Origin of the sequence: Pseudomonas sp. HMSC066A08, from assembly GCF_001813025.1 — a bacterium.
GTDB classification, from domain to species: Bacteria; Pseudomonadota; Gammaproteobacteria; order Pseudomonadales; family Pseudomonadaceae; genus Pseudomonas; species Pseudomonas aeruginosa.
Window position 1 is genome coordinate 1 of sequence record NZ_KV811261.1, and the last position, 20,646, is coordinate 20,646.

17 protein-coding genes are annotated in these 20,646 nt (G+C 67.0%); 4 read left to right on the forward strand and 13 right to left on the reverse strand.

From position 1 onward, the window contains the following. A partial coding sequence (locus tag HMPREF2886_RS34175) for a cytochrome ubiquinol oxidase subunit I (RefSeq protein ID WP_139148389.1) occupies nt 1–103 on the reverse strand: 103 nt, incomplete at its 3' end. A gap of 436 nt (nt 104–539) precedes the next feature. Here HMPREF2886_RS34175 and HMPREF2886_RS03765 point away from each other — a divergent pair. The 3 genes from HMPREF2886_RS03765 (at nt 540) to betT (ending at nt 4,619) form a co-directional block, all read left to right on the forward strand. Continuing rightward, nucleotides 540–1,319, forward strand: a complete 780-nt coding sequence (locus HMPREF2886_RS03765) for a MetQ/NlpA family ABC transporter substrate-binding protein (RefSeq protein ID WP_003093057.1) — start codon at nt 540–542, stop codon at nt 1,317–1,319. Nucleotides 1,320–1,493: 174 nt separating this feature from the next. Beyond that, entirely contained in the window at nt 1,494–2,468 is a 975-nt protein-coding gene (locus HMPREF2886_RS03770) for a sigma 54-interacting transcriptional regulator (protein ID WP_039026977.1), read from the forward strand. 189 nt (nt 2,469–2,657) lie between these two features. Then, a complete protein-coding gene (gene betT, locus HMPREF2886_RS03775) occupies nt 2,658–4,619 on the forward strand; it encodes a choline BCCT transporter BetT (protein WP_003119234.1) in 1,962 nt (653 codons plus the stop codon). A gap of 107 nt (nt 4,620–4,726) precedes the next feature. Here betT and HMPREF2886_RS03780 read toward each other — a convergent pair whose 3' ends face one another. The 6 genes from HMPREF2886_RS03780 to HMPREF2886_RS03805 form a co-directional block, all read right to left on the reverse strand. After that, on the reverse strand, nt 4,727–6,763 hold the full coding sequence (locus tag HMPREF2886_RS03780; RefSeq protein WP_070746816.1) for an OPT family oligopeptide transporter: 2,037 nt from the start codon (nt 6,761–6,763) through the stop codon (nt 4,727–4,729). A gap of 162 nt (nt 6,764–6,925) precedes the next feature. Further along, a complete protein-coding gene (gene tauD, locus HMPREF2886_RS03785) occupies nt 6,926–7,759 on the reverse strand; it encodes a taurine dioxygenase (RefSeq protein ID WP_033972409.1) in 834 nt (277 codons plus the stop codon). Nucleotides 7,760–7,865: 106 nt separating this feature from the next. Continuing rightward, nucleotides 7,866–8,684: an ABC transporter permease subunit gene (locus HMPREF2886_RS03790; RefSeq protein ID WP_033977530.1), complete on the reverse strand. Its 819-nt coding sequence runs from the start codon at nt 8,682–8,684 to the stop codon at nt 7,866–7,868. Next, a complete protein-coding gene (locus HMPREF2886_RS03795) occupies nt 8,674–9,465 on the reverse strand; it encodes a taurine ABC transporter ATP-binding protein (protein ID WP_033972407.1) in 792 nt (263 codons plus the stop codon). Before HMPREF2886_RS03795 ends, HMPREF2886_RS03790 begins: the two co-directional genes overlap by 11 nt. A 64-nt stretch (nt 9,466–9,529) precedes the next feature. Then, the gene (gene tauA / locus HMPREF2886_RS03800; protein ID WP_033977529.1) at nt 9,530–10,543 is read right to left on the reverse strand and encodes a taurine ABC transporter substrate-binding protein; all 1,014 of its coding nucleotides are present in this window, start codon (nt 10,541–10,543) and stop codon (nt 9,530–9,532) included. Between the two features lie 206 nt (nt 10,544–10,749). Further along, on the reverse strand, nt 10,750–11,670 hold the full coding sequence (locus HMPREF2886_RS03805) for an acyl-CoA dehydrogenase family protein (protein WP_083318517.1): 921 nt from the start codon (nt 11,668–11,670) through the stop codon (nt 10,750–10,752). 324 nt (nt 11,671–11,994) lie between these two features. Between HMPREF2886_RS03805 and HMPREF2886_RS03810 the strand changes: the two genes are divergently transcribed. After that, nucleotides 11,995–12,321, forward strand: a complete 327-nt coding sequence (locus tag HMPREF2886_RS03810; RefSeq protein ID WP_223198316.1) for an HU family DNA-binding protein — start codon at nt 11,995–11,997, stop codon at nt 12,319–12,321. Between the two features lie 123 nt (nt 12,322–12,444). Here the strand turns inward: HMPREF2886_RS03810 and HMPREF2886_RS03815 are convergent, their stop codons facing one another. From HMPREF2886_RS03815 to HMPREF2886_RS03840, 6 genes are all read right to left on the reverse strand, one after another. Then, entirely contained in the window at nt 12,445–13,041 is a 597-nt protein-coding gene (locus HMPREF2886_RS03815) for an HAD family hydrolase (protein ID WP_033977527.1), read from the reverse strand. Then, nucleotides 13,038–13,907 (reverse strand): acyl-CoA thioesterase II, encoded by an 870-nt coding sequence (gene tesB / locus HMPREF2886_RS03820; RefSeq protein ID WP_003093084.1) that lies wholly within the window; start codon nt 13,905–13,907, stop codon nt 13,038–13,040. Before tesB ends, HMPREF2886_RS03815 begins: the two co-directional genes overlap by 4 nt. 33 nt (nt 13,908–13,940) lie before the next feature. Next, on the reverse strand, nt 13,941–15,536 hold the full coding sequence (locus HMPREF2886_RS03825) for a SagB/ThcOx family dehydrogenase (protein ID WP_070746820.1): 1,596 nt from the start codon (nt 15,534–15,536) through the stop codon (nt 13,941–13,943). 2 nt (nt 15,537–15,538) lie between these two features. Beyond that, nucleotides 15,539–16,117: a GNAT family N-acetyltransferase gene (locus HMPREF2886_RS03830; protein WP_033972402.1), complete on the reverse strand. Its 579-nt coding sequence runs from the start codon at nt 16,115–16,117 to the stop codon at nt 15,539–15,541. Between the two features lie 26 nt (nt 16,118–16,143). Beyond that, nucleotides 16,144–16,734 carry a GNAT family N-acetyltransferase gene (locus tag HMPREF2886_RS03835; RefSeq protein ID WP_057389161.1) on the reverse strand — a complete coding sequence of 197 codons (591 nt, stop codon included), beginning with the start codon at nt 16,732–16,734 and terminating at the stop codon, nt 16,144–16,146. 242 nt (nt 16,735–16,976) lie between these two features. Next, on the reverse strand, nt 16,977–20,624 hold the full coding sequence (locus HMPREF2886_RS03840) for a transporter substrate-binding domain-containing protein (protein WP_070746823.1): 3,648 nt from the start codon (nt 20,622–20,624) through the stop codon (nt 16,977–16,979). Nucleotides 20,625–20,646: the final 22 nt, after the last annotated feature.

Genomic DNA, 20,646 nt, shown 5'->3' on the forward strand with positions numbered 1-20,646 from the left:
GGTAGCTGGCCAACCCGATGGTGATCGCCGGGAAGATGATGTGGAAGGACACGGTGAACGCGAACTGGATGCGGGCAAGGTCGATAGCCTCCAATCCGAACATGGCAACTCCTCTTCAGGTTCTCGGCCCTTCCGGCTTACGTGCGGATTCGGCCGTGCTTCCTCACGCGCAACGCTACGCAAGGTTTTGGAACACATCCTTCAGCTATCGTTCTTGTCATTGGAAAGCGACCGCAGCCCTGGATGGCAGGAATGCGGGAAGGGTCGCAAGCAGATTCCCGGACCACCCGCCTTGATGCAGAGCAATTCGGTACGAAAATCTTACCCGTTAGCCTAGACCGTCCTGCTGTGGTCGGTTGTCGCGAGACAAATTGCCTCAGCCCCTTATATTCTTTTATAGAATATAAAAATAAACAAATAATATTTTTATGGAATAACAAGAGTCGCTACTCTCCCCTTCAAGCCGCCCCTCGCGTGTTGGCGCCCCTCCTTCACCGCCCTGAACGCAGCGGCGGACATCGCCCTACAAGGATCGAAGAATGAAAAAACTGCTCCTGCTGACTGCCCTGGCCTCCGTCATCAGCGTTTCCGCCAGCGCCGCGGAAAAGCTCATCGTCGCCGCCACGCCGATCCCCCACGCGGAAATCCTCGAGCTGATCAAGCCGACCCTGGCGAAGGAAGGCGTCGACCTGCAGATCAAGGTGTTCACCGACTACGTACAGCCCAACGTGCAGGTCGCCGAGAAGCGCCTGGACGCCAACTACTTCCAGACCCTGCCGTACCTGGAGAACTTCAACAAAGGCAAGGGCACCAACCTGGTCACCGTGGTCGGCGTACACGTCGAGCCCTTCGGTGGCTATTCAAGGAAATACAAGTCGCTGGCCGAACTGCCCGACGGCGCCACCGTCGCCATCCCCAACGAAGGCAGCAACAGCGGGCGCGCCCTGCTGTTGTTGCAGAAGGCCGGCCTGCTCAAGTTGAAGGACCCGAACAACGCCCTGGCCACGCCCAAGGACATCGCCGAGAACCCGAAGAACCTGAAATTCAAGGAACTCGAATCGGCCCTGTTGCCGCGCGTGCTGGACCAGGTCGACCTGGACCTGATCAATACCAACTATGCGCTGGAGGCCAAGCTCAACCCGGCCAAGGACGCGCTGGTCCTGGAAGACCGCGACTCGCCCTATGTGAACTACCTGGTGGCGCGTCCGGACAACAAGGACAGCGACGCCCTGAAGAAGCTTTCCGCCGCGCTGACCAGCCCGGAAGTGAAAGCCTTCATCGAGAAGAAATATGCCGGCGCGGTGGTCCCGGCCTTCTGACCCCAGCCCGTCCCGACTCCCACGCTGGGCGCCGTTGCAGCGCCCCTTGTTCACGCCGGTGTCGCATGGCTTGCACCGGCGTTTCTTTTTCCGCAACGGCCCCGCCCGCAGCCGTCCCGGTCCGTCGTCGCGGCGCAGGCGCTGGAGGCGCCCCGTGCCGTCAAGGAGTTACCCATGAGCGAGAAACCACACCCCGCGCCGCTGACCTTTCCCGACGCCGACCGCAGTCCGCTGAGCATCCGCGCCAAGGCCCTGGTGTTCTTCGACCCACGCTCGCATCGGGTCCGCGAAGAACTCGAGCGCCTCGCGCCGCAGGGCCAGCCGGTGCTGATCGAAGGCGAGACCGGTACCGGCAAGGAGCTGCTCGCCCGGCAGATCCACCGCCACAGCGAACGCGCCGGTCTGTTCGTCGCGGTCAGTTGCAGCGCCCTCAGTCGCAACCACGCCGAAGCCGAGCTGTTCGGCTACGCCCCCGGCGCCCACAACGGCCCGGTCGGCAGCCGCGCCGGCTGGTTCGGTTCGGCCAATGGCGGCACCCTGTACCTGGACGAGATCGCCGACCTGCCGCTGACGCTGCAGGCCAGGCTGCTACAGACGCTGGAGGAACGCGAGGTACTGCGGGTCGGCGCGCAGCAGCCGATTCCCCATGACGTGCGCCTGGTCACCGCCACCAGCGTCGACCTGGACCAGGCGGTGCGCGCCGGCAAGTTCCTGGCCGGCCTGCAGCAGTACCTGCACGATGGCCGCCTGAGCCTGCCGCCATTGCGCGAACGTCCGGGAGACATCCTGCCGCTGGCGGAATACTTCGTCGGCGTCTATGCCCAGCGCCTGGACCTGCCAGTGCCGGCCATCGGCGTGGAAACCCAGCGGGTCCTCGAGAGCTATCCCTGGCCAGGCAACATCCGCGAGCTGGAAAACGTCGTCCACTTCGCCCTGCTGGTCAGCGACAAGGAAGAAATCCTGCCGCAGCATCTGAATTTTGGCGGGGCAACGCCAGACCCATCGCTGGCCGGTCTGCGGCGCCTGCTCGGCCAACCCGGAGCGCCGTCGCTGGAGCAGGTACAGGCCCTGCTCCTGCAACTGGCCACCGAGCAGGCAGGCGGCGACGAGGTGGCGGGAAGGCGGCGCCTGGGACTGGCGGCGAACTGAAGGAATCCTTCGGCGAACGTGCGGGAAAAGCGCGGCGCCGAAGGCTTCCATACGTCCGAAGGATTGGCTCCCGAGCCCTTGATCGTGTTTATATTGAACGCTTGATCAAATTAAGGACGAGGAGACCAGCCTGTTTTGACTGACGCACAATCGCCCTCCGCCACCCCCTCCACCCCCACGCCCATCCGCATGAATCCCCCGGTGTTCTACGGTGCGGCGATCCTGATCCTGCTGTTCGCCGCAGTGGTCATCGGCTTCCCCCAGCGCGCCGGCGAATGGCTGCTGGCCGCGCAGACCTGGGCCTCGCAGACCGTCGGCTGGTACTACCTGCTGGCGATGACGCTGTACCTGATCTTCGTGGTGGTCACCGCGCTTTCCGGCTACGGCAAGATCAAGCTCGGTGCCGACCACGACGAACCGGAATTCAGCTACCTGTCCTGGGCCGGCATGCTGTTCGCCGCCGGCATCAGCATCACCCTGTTCTTCTTCTGCGTATCCGAGCCGCTGACCCACTTCCTCCAGCCGCCGCAAGGCGAGGCCGGTACCCAGGAAGCCGCGCGACAGGCCATGGAACTGCTGTTCCTGCACTGGGGCCTGCACGGCTGGGGCGTATTCGCCCTGGTGGCGATGGCCCTGGCCTACTTCGCCTACCGCCACAACCTGCCGCTGGCCCTGCGCTCGGCGCTCTACCCGTTGATCGGCAAGCGCATCAACGGGCCGATCGGCTACACGGTGGACTGCTTCGGCATCATCGCCACGGTGTTCGGCCTCGGCGCCGACATGGGCTTCGGCGTGCTCCAGCTCAACTCCGGGCTGGACTACCTGTACGCCATCCCGCATACCCACCCGGTGCAGATGGCGCTCATCGTGCTGATGATGGGCGCGGCCATCTCGGTGGCGGTCTCCGGGGTCGACAAGGGCATCCGCATCCTCTCCGACATCAACATGCTGCTGGCTTGCAGCCTGTTGCTGTTCGTGCTGTTCGCCGGTCCGACCCAGCACCTGCTCAATACCCTGGTGCAAAACGTCGGCGACTACCTCGGCCACCTGCCGGGCAAGAGCTTCGACCTCTACGCCTACGGCGGCCCCAGCGACTGGCTGGGCTCGTGGACGGTGTTCTACTGGGCCTGGTGGATCGCCTGGGCACCCTTCGTCGGCCTGTTCATCGCGCGCATCTCGCGCGGCCGGACGATCCGCGAATTCGTCTTCGGCGTGCTGTTCATCCCGCTCGGCTTCACCCTGGCGTGGATGTCGATCTTCGGCAACAGCGCCCTGGAGCAGGCCCTCGGCGGCGCCAGCGAACTCGGCCGGGTGGCCATCGAGCAGCCGTCGATGGCCCTCTACCAGATGCTCCAGAACTACCCCTGGAGCCGCGCGGTGATCACCGTCACTGTGCTGGTCAGCTTCGTCTTCTTCGTCACCTCGGCAGACTCCGGCACCGTGGTCCTCTCCACCCTCTCCGCCCATGGCGGCAGCGCCGACGACGACGGGCCGAAGTGGCTGCGGGTGTTCTGGGGCTCGGTCACCGCGCTGGTCACCGGAGGGCTGCTGTTCGCCGGCAGCATCGACGCGCTGAAGTCGGCGGTGGTGCTGACCTCCCTGCCCTTCTCGCTGATCCTGCTATTGATGATGTGGGGCCTGCACAAGGCCTTCTACATGGAGTCGCAGCGCCAGAGGGCGCGGAGCCACTCCCTGGCGCCGCTGATGAGCGGCAACGGCAAGCGCTCCGGCGGCTGGAAGCGGCGCCTGTCGCAGGCCGTGCACTTCCCCTCGCGGGACGAGGTGTACCGCTTCATGAACGACGTGGTGCGCCCGGCGATCAGCGAGGTCTCCGAGGTGTTCCGCGAGAAGGGCCTGGCGGTGGACGCCCAGCTCGACCCGGGCAACGCCTCGCTGAGCCTGGAGATCGGTCATGGCGAGCAGCATCGGTTCCTCTACCAGGTGCTGATGCGCGGCTACTTCACGCCGTCCTTCGCGCGTGCCGGCATGGGCGGCCTGCACCTGAAGAACCGCCGCTACTTCCGTGCCGAGGTGCATCTCGCCGAAGGTAGCCAGGACTACGACCTGATGGGCTACACCAAGGAGCAGATCATCAACGACATGCTCGACCAGTACGAGCGGCACCTGCAGTTCCTGCACCTGGTGCGTTGAGCGCAGGAAAAGGGGGCGCGCAAGGCGCCCCTTCCCTCGTCCCCCTTCCCTGAACGCGGGGAGTGACGCTAGCGGCAACATCCCCTCCCCGTGCAGCCGCGAATCCCTCAGCGCGCCAGCACTCGCCGGTAGAACAGCACGCAGATCGCGACGAATACCACCAGTCCCAGCCACTGGGCGATGCCCGCGAAGCCGGCGCCGGCCAGCGCCAGCGGCGCGTCCTCGCCGGTGGCGCCGATCACCCCGGCGAGCAGGATGCCCATCAGGCTCTCGCCGACGATCAGCCCCGAAGCCAGCAGCACGCCGCGTCGCTTCGGCTCTTCGGCATAAGCCTCTTCGTCGCCCCCGGCCGCCGCCGCACGCTTCTTCAGGGCATTTTCCAGCAGCCAGGAAATCAGCGCACCGACCACCAGGGTCATGCCGATGGTCGGCGGCAGGTAGATCCCCAGGCCCACCGCCAGCACCGGCAGGCAGGCCTTGCCGGTACGGCGCAGGAGCAGGTCGACGAGGATCAGGGCGATGCCCAGGGCGACGCCGATGAGGATCATGTTCCAGTTCAGCGCGTCGTGGAAAATCCCGCTGGCGATCGCCGTCATCAGGGTCGCCTGCGGCGCGGCCAGGGCCTGGCCGGGGTCCATTCCCTCGCGCGGCAGGGCCCCGGTGAAGCCGTAGGCGCTGTAGAGCAGTTCCAGCACCGGCGGGATCACCAGCGCGCCGACGATGCAGCCGACGATCAGCGCGACCTGCTGGCGCCAGGGCGTGGCGCCGACCAGGTAGCCGGTCTTGAGGTCCTGCAGGTTGTCGTTGGAGATCGCCGCGATAGCCAGCACCACCGAAGTGGTGAACAGCGCCAGGGCGATCGCCAGCTTGCCGTTCTGGCGGTCCAGCAGGCCGCCCTCGATGCTGCCGAAGCCGAGTATCAGCAACGACACCAGGATGACCGCGATGATTCCGATCCCCGAGATCGGACTGCTCGACGAACCGACCAGGCCGGCCATGTAGCCACAGGCGGCGGCGATCAGGAAGCCGAAGAAGAAGGCGAACACCACGCATACCGCCACCAGGCTCCAGAACTGCGGGCCGGCCATGTCCGGCGCGGCGGCACCGAGGAAGTGGCTGAAGACCACGAACAGCGAGACCAGCAGTATCCCGGCGATCAGCAGGATCCACCTGGCCGGCATGTCCAGCTCGGTGCGCAGGCTGCTCGCCTGGCTGTTGCCGCGCACTGCCCCGAGGGAGGCCCAGACGCCCTGCACCATCGGCTTGAACAGGGTCGCCAGGGTCCACAGCGCGGCCACGCCGATGGTGCCGGCGCCGAGGAAGCGCACCTGCGAACTCCACAGTTGGGTGGCCAGGTCCGACAGGCTCTGGCCGTCGACCGGCACGCTGTTGACGGTCAGCAGCGGCACCGCGACGCCCCAGGAGATCACCACGCCGATGAGGATCGCGATGCCGGCGGTGATGCCCATCAGGTAGCCGGCACCGACCAGCGCCAGGGAAAAACCGGTGGACAGGCGGAACGCCGCCTGCCCGGCGCTGAGCCAGACGCTGAAGCCTTCGGCGAGAACCTTGAAGCCGCTGCTCCAGAGGCTGAACAGCGCCGCCACCAGGCCGCCGCCGAGGATGTCGTACAGGCCCGGCGCGTTACCGGCGGCACGCGGCGCGCGGGCATCCTCCTCGCCGTCGGCGCTGTCGCTGCCGACCCGGAGGATTTCCGCCGCCGCCACCCCTTCCGGATACGGCAGTTCGCTCTGCACCACCATCACCCGGCGCAGCGGAATGGTATAGAGCACCCCGAGAATGCCGCCGATGGAGCAGATCGCCGCGGTCTGCCAGAACGGGAAGCCAGCCCAGTAGCCGATCATCAGCAGGCCGGGAAGGATGAAGATGATCGAGGACAGAGTGCCGGCCGCCGAGGCCTGGGTCTGCACCATGTTGTTCTCGAGGATGTTGGCGCCGGAGAAGTAGCGCAGGACGGCCATCGAGATCACCGCCGCCGGGATCGACGAGGCGAAGGTCAGGCCGACCTTCAGACCGAGGTAGACGTTGGAGGCGGTGAAGACCACGGTGATCAGCGCACCGAGGATCAGGCCACGCAGGGTGAGCTCTGGCAGGGTCAGCTCATCCGGGATGCGTTCTTGCATGGATGAAAACTCTCGAAACAATTGGACCCGCCAAGCTTAGGCGAGAGCGGCACGCCGGGACACGACAGCGAATGTCGCAGAGGCGACCTTTTCGAGAGCAAAAGCTGGCGGAACGGACAGTTGCCGGCGCGGGCCGCAGGAGGAAGCCCGCGCGCGGCGTCGTCAGAAGGGCTTGTCGCCGAGGATGGTGGCGCGATGCATGACCCGCCGCTGTGGCCGGTAATCGTCCACCGCGTAGTGCTGCGTCACGCGGTTGTCCCAGAACGCCACGTCGTTTTCCTGCCAGCGCCAGCGCACGGTGAATTCGGGTCGCGTGGCATGGGCGAAGAGGAACTTCAGCAGCGCATCGCTCTCGGCCGGCTCCAGTTCGTTGATGCGGGTGGTGAAGCCGTCGCTGACGAACAGGCCCTTGCGCCCGGTGACCGGATGGGTGCGCACCACCGGATGCGAGCGCGGCGGATTCTTCAGGCGGGCCTCCTCCAGGCGCGCCAGGTCGGCCTCGGTGACGCCGAAGCGCTCGCGGGGGAAGGATTTGCCGATGTCGTGGGTCGCCGTGAGGCCGTCCAGCAGACGCCGCAGCGGCGCCGACAGCGCCTCGTAGGCCGCCGTGCTGCTCGCCCAGAGGGTGTCGCCGCCGAACGGCGGCAATTGCTTGGCGACGAGCACGGCCCCCAGCGCCGGGGTCTCGAGGAAGGTCACGTCAGTGTGCCAGATGGCATTGTCGCGCACATCGGTGACCGCGGTGTCGAGGACGATGACCTCCGGCTGCTCCGGCACGCTGGGGTAGATCGGATGGATGTGCAGGTCGCCGAAGCGGGCGGCGAAGCGCGCCTGGCTCCTGGGTTCCAGCGACTGGTCGCGGAAGAACAGCACCTGGTGTTCGAGCAGGGCCTGCTCGATGGCTCTCTGGCCGGTGTCGTCCAGCGGCGCGCCGAGGTCGATGCCGGAAACGATGGCGCCCAGGGCCGGGCTGATGGGTTGGATGGTCAGGCTCATGTCGTGCTACTCGTCGGGCAGGTTGCGGGCGCGCCCTGCGCGCCCTCGCTCCGGCCTTCGCCGCGAGGGTGAAGGCCGGTTCGGGAATGACTCGGGACTCTCGCGCTCAACCCCAGGCGGCGAAGCGCCGCTGGACCCAGCGCAGCCCCAGTTCGAAGGCCAGGGCGATGGCGGCGATCAGCAGGATGCCGACCACCACCACGTCGGTGGCGAGGAATTGCGCGGCGGACTGGACCATGAAGCCGAGGCCGCGGTTGGCCGCGATCAGCTCGGCGGCGACCAGGGTCGACCAGCCGACGCCGAGGGCGATGCGCAGGCCGGTGATGACCTCCGGCAAGGCGCTCGGCAGGATCACGTAGCGCACCACCTGCCAGCGGCTGGCCCCCAGGCAGCGCACCGCCTGCACCCGCGATCGGTCGACGCGACGCACGCCGGCAGCGGTAGCGATCAGCAGCGGCGCGAACAGCGCCAGGTAGATCAGCAGCACCTTGCTCAGCTCGCCGATGCCGAACCAGATGACGATCAGCGGCAGGTAGGCCAACGGCGGGATCGGCCGGTAGAACTCCACCAGCGGATCGAGGGCCGCTCCGGCCAGGGGGTTGAGGCCCATCAGCACGCCCAGCGGGATCGCCGTCAGCACCGCCGCGCCGAGCGCCAGGAGCACCCGCAGCAGGCTGGTGCCGACGTGTTGCAGCAGGCTGGCATCGAGGTAACCCTCCTGCCATAGCCGTTGCAGGGCTTCGAAGAGCTGTTCGGGCGCCGGCAGGAACAGCACGTCGACCCAGCCGAAACGGGTCGCCGCCCACCACAGCAGGGCCAGGGCCAGCACGCTGGCACCGGCCGCCCAGCGCCGGCGGTCGCCGGGCAGGCGCCGCTTGCGCGGGACAGGCTTGGCGACGGCGAGTCCGAGGGTATCAGTGGGCATGTTCGGCCTCCGCGACATCGAGGAATTCGTCCAGCAACGCCTGGCGCAAACGACCGAACTCGGGATCGGACTTGATCGAACGCACCGTTTCGCCGGCGGCGTAACGCCGCGCGAAGTCCACCGGCAGGCGCTTGACGATGCGCGCCGGCGGGCCGTCCATCACCACCAGGTCGGTAGCCAGGAACAGGGCTTCGTCGACGCTGTGGGTGATCAGGAAGAGGCCCTTGCCGGTCTGCTTCCACAGGTCCAGCAGGAGCACCTGCATGCGCTCGCGGGTCAGCGCGTCAAGCGCGCCGAACGGCTCGTCGAGCAGCAGGAAGTCCGGTTCGACCGCCAGCGCGCGTGCCAGCCCGAGGCGCTGGCGTTGGCCGCCGGAGAGCTGGGCGACGGACTGCTCGGCGTACTCCTGGAGGCCCACCAGTTGCAGGACCCGGCGCGCCCGCGCGGTGCGCTCGGCCTTGCCCAGGCCACGGATGCGAAGGCCCAGGGCGACGTTGTCGAGGGCGTTGAGCCAGGGCATCAGGGCGTCGTCCTGGAACACCACGCCGCGCTCGCCGCCGGGCCCTTCGAGTGTCCGGCCGTCGATCTGCACGCGTCCCTGGTCCGGCTTCTGGAAACCGGCGAGGATGTTCAGCAGTGTCGACTTGCCGCAGCCCGACGGGCCCAGCACCACCAGCGACTCGCCCTTGGCCAGGCCCAGGCTGAGATCGCGGAGGATGGCGCGGCGCTGGCCGCGCTGTTCGAATGAGAGGCTGATCGCCTCGGCCGTCAGACGGCTCATGTGTTCTGCCCTCCGTAGGGTAAGAAAGCCTCCGCTCCGACAGGCCGGGGCGGAGTCGCGGAATTCAGCGCTGGCCGACCTGGACCTGCTCCGCCTGGCGCACGAAGTCGGCGCTGACGTAGGGCGAGTAGTCGCCAAGGACGGCCGGTACGCGCTTCTGTTCCTTGAGGAATTCGGCAGTGCCGGCGATAGCCTTGGCGGTGCCGCCGCCGAGCAGGTCTGCGGACAGTTGCGCCTGGCTTTCCGGGAAGGTGGAGCCGGCCAGCAGTTCGGGGACATCCCTGGGATCGGCGCCGGTCAGCCGGGCGATCTTCTTCACCGGCTCGGAGTCGGCGGTCCATTCGGCCTTGTGCGCGTTGTAGTCGGCGAAGGAATCGAGGCTGACGCGGGCGAAGCGGGCGACGATTTCAGGATGCTTCTCGGCGAAGTCCTTGCGCGCCACCCACACCTCGAAGGTCGGCGCACCCCACTGGCCGACTTCGGCGGCGTCGGTGAGGACCTTGCCGCTTTTCTTGATCTCGCCCAGCGCCGGCGACCAGACGAAGGCCCCGTCGATGTCGCCGCGACGCCAGGCGGCGGCGATCTCGGCCGGGTTGAGGTTGACGATCTTCACCTTGGACGGATCGATCTGCCAGTGCTTGAGGGCGCCGAGCAGGCTGTAGTGGGAGGTTGAAACGAACGGGGTGGCGATGGTCTTGCCGGCCAGGTCCTCGGGTTTCTCGATCCCGCTTCCATTGCGCACCACCAGCGCCTCGGCGGCGTTGATCTGCGCGGAAACGATGAAGGCGACGATCGGCAGCTTGCGCGAGGTCGCCGCTGCCAGCGGGCTGGACCCGATGTTGCCGAGTTGCAGGTCGCCGGAGGCGAGCGCGGCGATCACTTCCGGACCGCTGTTGAAGCGGCGCCAGTCGATCTTCTCGCCGATGGCTTTCTCGTACAGGCCATCGGCCTGGGGCACCTTGGTCGGGTCGATGCCGGTCTGGTAGCCGACCGTGATGTCGGCGGCCTGGGTGGCGACGGAAAGGCTGGCAAGGGCCAGGGCTGCCACCAGGCGGCGCAGGGAATTCGGGCGTTTCATCGGGCGAACCTCGGAGGCAACGGTGCCGCGCTCCGGAGGAGAACGGACCAGGGACGGGCAATGGGTGGCGACAGCGAGTCCGGTGGTCCGGTGAGATGCAGATTACAGATATAAAAAAATCGATATAAATAATATTTTGGAATTAGTTTATGAGCGCGAATGCGCACCCGGCTGCCCTTCCGCCCTTGCTCCATGCGACCCCGTCCCTACAGGGCAGCGCCCAGCAGACGGGCCTCCAGGGCCTGTCGGCGCAGGCAGGCGAGCAGCCCGGCGCGGGCCACCGCCTCCGCCTCGCTCGCCAGCAGCGACGCCGCCGCGCTTTCGCGGAATGCCAGCGCGCCGCCGCGGGCGAATGCCGCCTGGAAGGACTCCGCCGCCAGTTCGACAAGACGCAGCGCGAGGGCGAGGAGACGCGGCGCCTCTCCCTGCCCCGCCACGTCGCCCGGCACCCGCGCAGCCTGGCCCAGGTCGAGGTTGGCCTGGGCCAATCGGGTCAAGCCTTCGCGCAGTTGCCCGTGGGGGGTCGGCGGCAGGCCGGGCGGCACCAGGATGTCCTCGGGATGCAGCCGCAGCCGCTGGCAATGCAGCCGCTGCCCGGCGGGCAGGAACAGCCCCGAGCCATCGGCGAGGCCGGAGATGTCGATGCCTGCCCGCTCCGTTTCGGCGACAGCGATCAGGTGAGCGCGGGAGGGCGCGTGCCAGGCTGAGATCAGCAAGCGATCCACGTCTTCCACGGCGAAGCAATCGCTACCCCGTCCACCCACCAGGAAACCGCCCCGCCAGTGCTCCTGCGCTTCGGGCTGGGCACGCCGCAGATCGACCGCCTCGCTCCACAGCCAGCGTCGCTCGACGCTGGCCGGCAACAGGCGGCGCTGCTGTTCAGGACTACCCAGCAGGCGAATGGAAGCGATCTGCAGATGATGCAGGACCAGGCGCCGTGCCAGTTCGAGTTCCTGCTCGGCCAGGTGGCGGACGCCAGCGAAGATTTCCCCCCAGTCCCGCTCCATGCCGGCGAACACGCGCGGCACTGCCTGCGCCAGCAGTCCGCTGTCGCGCAGGCTTGCCGCCCAACCGACCATGGGTCGCGGTGTCCTGGAGTCGGGCGAGTGGAACCGGGCTTCGCTCATGCGGCACCTCGAACGAGGAGCGAGGGCCAGGCGTTGGCGCGAGGAAAGCAGGCTCCGGTGATGGAAAGGGACGGGATGTCCTGCTTATAACCTTAATAGATGAAACCCTAACCCATAAATAACCAATATTCCTTAACTAAGAACCGGAGGCATGCGCCCCTGGCAGAACCATGAGGGTGCGTCGGACAACCGACGCCGGCATCATTCCCGACAGCCGCGAAAACCTCTGTAACGGCCCTGTCATGCGCGTCGTGCGAGGAAACAAATAAGCGGAGAAAAGGGAACCTTATTCGCGCCAAGCTGTTTAAAATCACGCCCGTTTCTGTGCGAGGCCCCTCGCGCAGTCTTTTACCAAGGAGCTACACCACCATGGCACTGACCAAAGACCAACTTATCCAGGACATCGCCGAAGCCATCGACGCGCAGAAGACCACCGTTCGCAGCGCGCTCGACCAACTCGCCGAGATCGTCAAGGACGCCCTGGAGAACGATGGCGAAATCACCCTGCCGGGTATCGGCAAGCTGAAGGTCTCCGAGCGTCCCGCGCGCACCGGCCGCAACCCGCAGACCGGCAAGGCGATCGAGATCGCTGCCAAGCGTGTAGCCAAGTTCGTTCCGGCCAAGGCGCTGACCGACGCGATCAACGGCTGATAACAGCCGCCGCATCCCGCACGGATGCGCAGGGAAAAAGCGCAGGAGCCTGGCCTCCTGCGCTTTTTTCGTTTTCGGGGAGCCGCTGGCGCTGCCGCCCTCGAGGTTTTCCGCCGGATACTCCTACAGCGTTTGCAATTGCTCGAGCAACGCATGGCAATCGGCAGCGTGCCAATCGGCCAGCTCCGGCCAGGGGTTTTCCGGCAGGTTGACCAGCACCGTGCGACTACCCGCGGCGCGTCCGCAGTCGAGGTCGAAACGGTAGTCGCCGACCATCACCAGCTCCGCCGGCGTCACGTTCCAGCGTCGGGCGATGCGCAGCAGGCCGTCAGGGTCCGGCTTGGGCCGCGCCTCGCCGCGCCCGAGGATGTGCTCGGTGGGGAAGCAGCCGCCCAGGCCGATCGCTTCGAGGGTGATCAGCGCCAACTGGTGGTCGTTGCGGGTCAGGATGCCCAGGCGCACGCCGCGCCGCTGCAACTCGCGCACCAGCTCCAGTGCGCCCGGCGCCGGCCGCGCGGCCTCGGCCAGGGCGCGCTCGTGTTCGAGCAGCCAGGCGTGCTTGGCCGCCGCCTCGGCCTCGGGCAGGGCGGCGAGGTGCAGCAGGATGTCGTCCTGCTCGGGGATGTCCAGCGCTCGGCGGATCGCCGGGAAGTCGTGCACGGCCCGGGTCAGGGTGCCGTCCATGTCGAACACCCAGTGGCGGATGTCGGCCAGCCTCACGCCCAGTCCTCACGCTTGCGGATCAGGCCTTCCTGGCTCGACGAGGCGACCAGCTGGCCGCTCTGGTTGAAGATACTGCCGCGCACGAAACCGCGTGCGTTGCCGGCCCAGGGGCTGTCGATGGCGTAGAGCAGCCACTCGTCCGCGCGCAGGTCGCGGTGGAACCACAGGGCGTGGTCGAGGCTGGCGACCTGCATGGTCTTCTGCCACACCGAAACGGCATGGGGCTGCATCGAGGTGGTAAGGAAACCGAAGTCCGAGGCGTAGGCCAACAGGTACTTGTGCAGCGCCGGGACGTCCGGCAGCTTGCCGTCGGCACGGAACCAGAGGTACTTCACCGGTTCGTCGGGCTGCGGGTCGTAGGGGTCGTGCTGGGTGACCGGACGAATCTCGATGGGCTTCGGATACAGCAGCTTGTCGCGGATGCGCTCGGGAATCCGCTCGGCGCGCTGGCGGGTCAGCTCCAGTTCCGAAGGCAGATTATCCGGGCCGACCACCTCGGGCATCTCGATCTGGTGGTGGAAGCCTTCCTCGTCGTACTGGAAGGAGCTGCTCAGGGTGAAGATCGGCTGGCCTTTCTGGATCGCGGTGACCCGGCGGGTGCTGAAGCTGCCGCCGTCGCGCACCCGGTCCACCTGGTACACCACCGGCATGCTGGCGTCGCCGGGACGCAGGAAGTAGCCGTGCATGGAGTGTACGTGGCGATCGTCTTCCACCGTCTGGCTGGCCGCCGACAGCGCCTGCCCCAGGACCTGGCCGCCATAGAGCTGGCGGAAGCCGAGATCCTGGCTCATGCCCCGGAACAGGTTCTCCTCGATGGGTTCCAGGCTCAGCAAAGCCACCAGGTTGTCCAGTATCTGGGTCATGGGGTGTTTCCTCGAATTCGGGCTGTCGACGGGCTAGTCGCGGCGCAAGGCCGGGTACGCGGGCATGTTGCAAAGACGAGTGTCCCACACCGCGCGGCCGAGGGTGAAATGGTAGAGACTGGCCATGGACTCATCCGTTAGTCCAAGCAGCTCATGCACCAGGGGATCGTAGTAGCAGCCGATACCCGTCCCAGACAGCCCGGCGGCCTCCGCCTCGAGGTAGAGCAACTGGCCGACCTGCCCGCATTCCCAGTACAGCCGCGGATAGCACCAGGGGCCTTCTTCGAGCGCCGCGCCGAGATGGGCGAGCATGGCGAGCGCGACGCAGCCGTCGCCGGCGATGTCCTGCTGGCAGGAGAGATACGCCGACAGCGCGCGCGCATCGCCTTCCTGCAACAGGTACAGCGGCAACTCCGGATCGACGCGCTGCCAGAGGAAATCCTCGCGCATCGGCGGCCACCGCAGGCCGCTGCGGTCCAGCCAGTACAACCCCGGCACCAGACCCTGTACACGATGGACGAACAGCAGCAGATCGACCCGCGCAGCCTCGCCGGTGACCGCGAAAGGCACCGGCGAGCGCTCCGGCAGCAGCCTGCGCAGCCAGGCTCGCAGCAGCTCGACATCGATGCCGGCGCGTCCGTCCATGCGCTGCGCGCTACGCCGCCGATGCAACAGCGGTCGCAGCGGCAGGCCGGGATTGTCGTTGCCGGGCTCGCCCGGCGCGACCCTCCACGGGCGTACCGGCAGGCGCGGCGCCCGGCATAGCCCATGTATCCGCTGCAACTCCGGCCAGTCCCGGTACTCCCGCGACAGCCGGTTCGGTGCGCCGGCCAACGGCAGGGCCGCCAGTCCTTCGCACAGGCGCGGCGAAAGGGAAGGCTCCTGCGTGAGCGCCGGCCCGATCCAGAACAGTGCGTCGACGCTCTCGCGCTCGGCGAAGCCGTCCCGGTCAAGGCCGAACAGGCCGTCCAGTGCGCTTTCGGCGATGCCGCGCATCAGGCGCATCTCCCAGCCCTGGATCGCCGCGGCGATCGAGAGGCAGGCCAGCGCGTGGCCGAGGTCATGCTGGCAGTAGCGATAGGCTCGCTCACCGTATTTCCAGGCCTCGCGCCAGGGCACGCTGGTCAATGCCAGGAGGCAGCCGCCGGGCGGCAAACAGTCATCCAGCAGCGAGGCCAGCGTTGCCGGCAGTTCGCCGCGCACCTCAAGGGCATGCTTGTCGGGCCGGTAGTGGGCGAGCAGCGGCGCCGGCTCCAGGGTACCGCCGGGAAGCAGCAGGTAGGCTTCGCTGGGATGCAGGTTACCGCTCGACGGATTGACCCGCAGCGCCCAGCGAGTGCCGCCGGCCTCCTTCCAGGCCGACAGCGCCAATCCGTCATAGAGCATCTGCGAGAGGCTGCGGCGATCGAGCCGGGAGGGCGCGGCCGCCGGCCCGGAAAACACCCCGTCGTAGGGTGGAGACTCCTCCAGCGGCCGATGCAGCAGTTCGATTTGCCGGCAGCCCCGGTACTGGCGGAACGGCGCCGGCTGGGTCGCCCAGTCCAGTCCGCCGGGACCGGGTGCGTAGCGCTCCGGGCGATGCATGCTGAGGCGATGGTAGGAGAGCACCTCGCCGCCGCCGTCGCCCATGTTCACCGCTCCGCCCAGCGGGCCGCGTCGACGCGATAGAGGATATGCCGGCGCATCGGGTGATCCGCTGCCAGGAGTGGGTGGTCGAAATCCTCGGCCGGATCGCGACGCATGCCCAGGCGCTCCATCAAGCCCCAGGAGCGACGGTTGGGCGGCGTGGTGAAGGCCACCACCTCGGGCAGGCGCAGCCGCTCGAAGGCGAAATCCAAGGCGGTTTCCGCCGCTTCGCGGGCGAGTCCACGGCCCCAGTAGGCGGGCGCCAGACGCCAGCCGATTTCCACGGTCGGGGCGAAGTGCACGTCCATGGTCACGTCGAACAGACCGGTGAATCCGATGAACGCCGCCTCGCCCGGTAGCTCCAGGGCCCAGGGCCCGTAGCCACGCTCGGCAAAATGCGCCTGGACGCGATCGACCAAGGCGTCGCTCTGCGCGCGGTCGAGCACACCGGGGAAGAATTCCATTACCTGCGGATCGGCGCACATCTCGGCGAACGCCTCGCGGTCGCTGTCGCGCCAGGCGCGCAGCAGCAGGCGCGGGCCATGCAGTTCGGAAATGGCGGAAGGAGGAAGGTTCGCGTCCATGGGAGGCCTTTTCGGAAACGGCCGACTCATCTGCGAAGCCAGTCCTCGCGCGTCAACCGATACAGCACATGATGCCGCAAGCGGTGGCCGGGAGGCAGGTCGGGATGCTCGAAGTCGTCGGTGGGATCGCGATGCATCCCCAGGCGCTCCATCAGCCCCAGGGAGTTCTCGTTGGCCGGTACGGTGAAAGCCACCACCTGGTCCAGGCCAAGGGTATCGAAGGCGTAGCTCAGCGCCGCCTCGGCCGCCTCGTGGGCGAAGCCCTCCGCCCAATACTCGGCGGCGAGACGCCAGCCGATGGCCACCGCGGGTACGAAGGGCGCATCGAAGTCCACGACCTCCAGCCCCACGTAGCCGATGAAAGGATCGCCGCCCTTGACCTGCAGCGCCCACCAGCCAAAACCGTGCTCGGCGAAGTGCGCGTCGATGCGGCGCAGCAACGCGTCGCTCTGGGCACGATCCAGGCAGGACGGAAAGAACTCCATCACCCGCGGGTCGGCATTCAGTTCGGCGAACCTGGCCCGGTCCTGCACCAGCCAGGGCCGCAGGATCAGACGGTGGGTATACAGCCGTGGCGAGCGCAAATGCTCGATGCTCAGGCTGGTCAGGTCGGCCATCGCTTGGTTCCTTTCGTTCAACGCACTCCAGAAGGACTATCTGACCGCAGGAATCGGCTTGGGTGCCCGCGAGGGCGGTATTCCGATCTTTGGTCAGGCTCCGCGGAAAAGGCCCCCAACCGGAGTGTAGTCTTTTCCGCGCCTGGATATGCCCGATCCTCGGGCAAAGCGATGACGATTGGTTTACCGCGCCGGCGGTTGCGGCACCCAGGCGACCGGCATGCAGGAAAAAGAGCCGCGGGTCATTCGGCCAGTTCCCTGAGCAGGCCCTCGTCCAAGGCGAGGAGCGCCAGCTTCACGCCGACGGCGCACTCCTCCACCCGGGAGAACGCGGCGTGGGGGTTGAGGCAGACCTCTTCCAGGCGCCGGCAGCTGTCCACCAGTTGCTCGCCGCGCACCACCCGCGCCGCGCCCTTGATCCGGTGCGCCAGTTCGGCCAATTCGCCGGTCTCCTGGCGTTGCACCAGAATTTCGAGGGCTTCCAGATCCTTGCGGTTGCTGGTGAGCAACTCGTCGAGCAGGCGACGAAGCATGCTCGGCTCGCCGCCCGTCAGCGCATGCAGCGACTCCAGGTCGTACAGAAGCGGCACCGGCGGCGCCGCGACGGGCTCGGCATCGAGGGACACCGGCGAGGTCTCCTCCTGCTCCTCGGCGAAGCCGAGGGCCAGCAGACGCTCCTCCAGCACGTCGAGACCGATCGGCTTGATCAGGCACTCGTTCATCCCGGCCTGGATGCACCGTTCGATCTCTTCCGGCTGGGCATCCGCGGTGAGGCCGAGGATGACCACCGGCTCCTCGTTGTTCTCGCGCTCCTCCTGGCGAATCGAGCGGGCCAGGTCGGAACCGTTCATCAACGGCATGTGGCAGTCGGTGATTACCATGTCGAACGGCTGCTCGTGCCACAGGTTGAGGGCAGCCAGGCCGTTTTCCGCCTCCTGCACGTCATGGCCGAGGAAGCTCAGTTGCTGGTGGAGGATCTGCCGGTTGACCGCATGGTCGTCCACCACCAGCACCTGCAGGCGCCGCGCCTGGCGGTTGCCGACCTGGACCGGGCGCTCGCTGACGCTGACCGGTTCGAGCACTTGCAGGCGCAGCTCGACGTCGACCCGCGTACCCTGTCCGAGCGCGCTGCTCATGACCAGGCGCCCGCCCATCATCTCGCACAGCGAACGGCAGATCACCAGGCCCAGTCCGGTTCCTTCGGTGTTCTGCACATTGCGCTCGACCTGGGCGAACGGGCGGAACAGTTGCTGCTGGTCGCCCAGGGAAATGCCGATGCCGGTATCCTCCACGCAGAGGTTGACCTGCAGCAGCGAGGGCTCCACCAGGTGGCCGTCGATGCGGATGCTGATCGAGCCTTCGTCGGTGAACTTGATCGCGTTGCTGACCAGGTTGGACAGGATCTGCTTGAAACGCATGGCGTCGAGCAGCACGTCGCCATTGATGCTCGCGTCGATGTCGAGGATCAGGCTCAGGCGCTTCTGCCGGGCCAGCCCTTCGAACACCCGCGCCACCGATTCCACCAGTTCGCGCAGGTTGGCCCGCTTCGGCGACAGGCCAAGACGTCCGGACTCGATGCGGGCGATGTCGAGGATATCGCCGATCAGTTCCAGCAGGCTCTTCGCCGAGGCATAGGCGATCTCGATGCTGGAGCGGTCCACCCGGCCGGTATCGGCGCGCTTGAGCGCCAACTCGAGAATGCCGATCACCGCGTTCATCGGCGTGCGGATCTCGTGGCTCATGGTCGCCAGGAAGGTGGTCTTGGCCCGGCTCGCCTCGTCCGCCAGGTTCTTCGCTTCCTTGAGTTCAGCGACCAGCTTGCGGTGTTCGGAAATGTCCAGCCAGCCGCAAATGACGCCCCGCACGGTACCGTTGGCGTCGCGGAACGGCTGGATCCAGTGGTCGATCCAGCATTTCCTGCCGCCCAGGATCACCTCATGCACCGATTCGATGGTCCGGCCGTCCCGCATGGCCTCGAGGTAATTGCGATGGAACTCGGGGCCGGTCTCGAAGTTTTCCGTGGGCAGTTCGAGCACCGTCCGGTTCAGGACCTGCTCGGCAGCGAGGCCAACGCTGCTCAGGTAGCTGCGGTTGCAGGAGAGCATCCGCCCATTGGCGTCACGCACATAGAGCGGGGGCGGCATGGAATCGGTGAGGGCCTCGACGAACTGCAACTGGTCGTTGAGCGCCTGCTCGACGCGCAGCCGGTCGCGAATCTGCCGGCGCTGGTAGGTGACCCAGCCCAGGCTCAGCAGCAGCAGGCCCGCCGCCGCCGCGACGATTTCCGCGATCAGCCGGGTATAATCGACCCAGGTCTGCCCACTCATGCCTGGCGGCGAGCGCCAGCGGTTGACGACATCGCTCAGGTCGCCGGGGGAAATACTCAACAAAGCCTTGTCGAGGATGGTCTGCAACTCCGTGTCGCCACGGCGCACGGCAAAGTTGGCGGTCGCCGGACCGATGGCAACCTGGTCGGCCACCGCCAGTCTCTCGTGGAACAGGCGGACGATGTAGTAGCGGGCGGAAACCAGCGGCACCACCGCCGCCTCGGCACGCCCTTCGTAGACCAGGTTCATCGCGTCGAGGCTGGTCTCGACCTCGACGACGGCAGCCTGCGGATACCGATCGCGCACTCCCTGGATTCCCACGTGACCCGAGGGAATCGCCAGGCGCTTGCCATCCAGGTTCCCTACCCTTTCCGCCCGGCCCTTCTCGTCGGCCCGGGCGATCAGCACGAAGGAGGTCGACAGGAAGGAGCGGGTGAAGCGCAGCGTCTCCTCGCGCCGGCGGCTGCGGCTCATGATCGCCAGGTCGGCCTGGCCTTTCTGCAATGCGGCGATCTGTTCCGGAAAGCCGCCACTGCGAGAGGAAACCTGGAAATGCAGGCCGGTGCGCCGGGAAATCATTTCCAGCAGGTCGGAGGTGACCCCGGAAAACACGTCGTTGGAGTTGAAGAAGGCCAGCGGCGCCAGGTCGTCGTTTATCACCAGGCGTACCACCGGATGCCGGGCGATCCAGCGTTGCTCCTCGGGTGTCAGCGCGATACGCTCGCCGGTCGGCAGGGAGCCGCCGCCGACCCAGCGCCGGGCGATGTACTCCAGGCGATCCTGGTCGATGGCGCCGATGGCGGCGTTGACCACCCGCAGCAGGCGCGTCTCGTCGCTGCGCAGGAGGTAGCCGTACCCCCCGTCGCTGCGGGTATCGGCGAAGCGCTCGAACTTCACGTAGCCGTAGAAGGAACGATTGATCCGCTGGTAGGCGCTGAGCACGTCGTCGATATAAAGGTCGGTGTGGCCGAAGGCTACCGCCGCGATCGCTTCGTCGTGATTGTCGAACACCACGAAGCGGGCCCGCGGGAAGCGCTGGCGCAGTTCCTCGTCGTGCTCCCTGGCCACGGCCACGCGCAGACCGGCGAGGTCCGCCGATGAATTGCGCGGCTCGCCGACCCGCTTGAATACCGCCAGCCGATCCCGGGCGTAGGGACGGCTGGAAACCAGCCCGGGTTGCTCCAGCGCGCTGTAGTGACTGCCCAGCAGGTCGATCTGCCCGGCGCCGAGCGCCTCGATCGCCGCCGCATGGGTGGCGTACGCCACCAGCTTGATGCGCATGCCCAGCAATTGCCCGACCAGCGCGGTGACATCGGCGGTGATGCCTTCGTAGTTCTCGTCGTCGAGGTGCACGTTGAACGGCGCCGTTTCGTCGAGGGCCACGCCGACCCGCAGGGTCCCCTTGTGGCGCACCCAGGCCCAGTCGTCCTCGCCGATCACCATGTCCTCGTGCTCGACGTGCATCTGGCTGAACAGGGTCATGGAGGCACCCGCCTGGGCGGCGACCAACGGTACCGCCGGCAGCAACAGGCAAATGAACAGCAGGAGTAGTTTCGATCGCATGGGAGTCGGGTCGTGAAGTGGA

Excerpts from the sequence above, each read along its gene's own strand:
- HMPREF2886_RS03770 (WP_039026977.1), top strand. The coding sequence starts at position 1,494 with ATGAGCGAGAAACCACACCCCGCGCCGCTGACCTTTCCCGACGCCGAC.
- tauD (WP_033972409.1), bottom strand. The coding sequence starts at position 7,759 with ATGAGCCTGACCATCCAACCCATCAGCCCGGCCCTGGGCGCCATCGTT.
- tesB (WP_003093084.1), bottom strand. The coding sequence starts at position 13,907 with ATGACCCAGATACTGGACAACCTGGTGGCTTTGCTGAGCCTGGAACCC.
- HMPREF2886_RS03795 (WP_033972407.1), bottom strand. The coding sequence starts at position 9,465 with ATGAGCCGTCTGACGGCCGAGGCGATCAGCCTCTCATTCGAACAGCGC.
- HMPREF2886_RS03835 (WP_057389161.1), bottom strand. The coding sequence starts at position 16,734 with ATGGCCGACCTGACCAGCCTGAGCATCGAGCATTTGCGCTCGCCACGG.
- HMPREF2886_RS03790 (WP_033977530.1), bottom strand. The coding sequence starts at position 8,684 with ATGCCCACTGATACCCTCGGACTCGCCGTCGCCAAGCCTGTCCCGCGC.
- HMPREF2886_RS03805 (WP_083318517.1), bottom strand. The coding sequence starts at position 11,670 with ATGAGCGAAGCCCGGTTCCACTCGCCCGACTCCAGGACACCGCGACCC.
- HMPREF2886_RS03840 (WP_070746823.1), bottom strand. The coding sequence starts at position 20,624 with ATGCGATCGAAACTACTCCTGCTGTTCATTTGCCTGTTGCTGCCGGCG.
- HMPREF2886_RS03780 (WP_070746816.1), bottom strand. The coding sequence starts at position 6,763 with ATGCAAGAACGCATCCCGGATGAGCTGACCCTGCCAGAGCTCACCCTG.
- betT (WP_003119234.1), top strand. The coding sequence starts at position 2,658 with ATGAATCCCCCGGTGTTCTACGGTGCGGCGATCCTGATCCTGCTGTTC.
- HMPREF2886_RS03765 (WP_003093057.1), top strand. The coding sequence starts at position 540 with ATGAAAAAACTGCTCCTGCTGACTGCCCTGGCCTCCGTCATCAGCGTT.
- tauA (WP_033977529.1), bottom strand. The coding sequence starts at position 10,543 with ATGAAACGCCCGAATTCCCTGCGCCGCCTGGTGGCAGCCCTGGCCCTT.
- HMPREF2886_RS03825 (WP_070746820.1), bottom strand. The coding sequence starts at position 15,536 with ATGGGCGACGGCGGCGGCGAGGTGCTCTCCTACCATCGCCTCAGCATG.
- HMPREF2886_RS03830 (WP_033972402.1), bottom strand. The coding sequence starts at position 16,117 with ATGGACGCGAACCTTCCTCCTTCCGCCATTTCCGAACTGCATGGCCCG.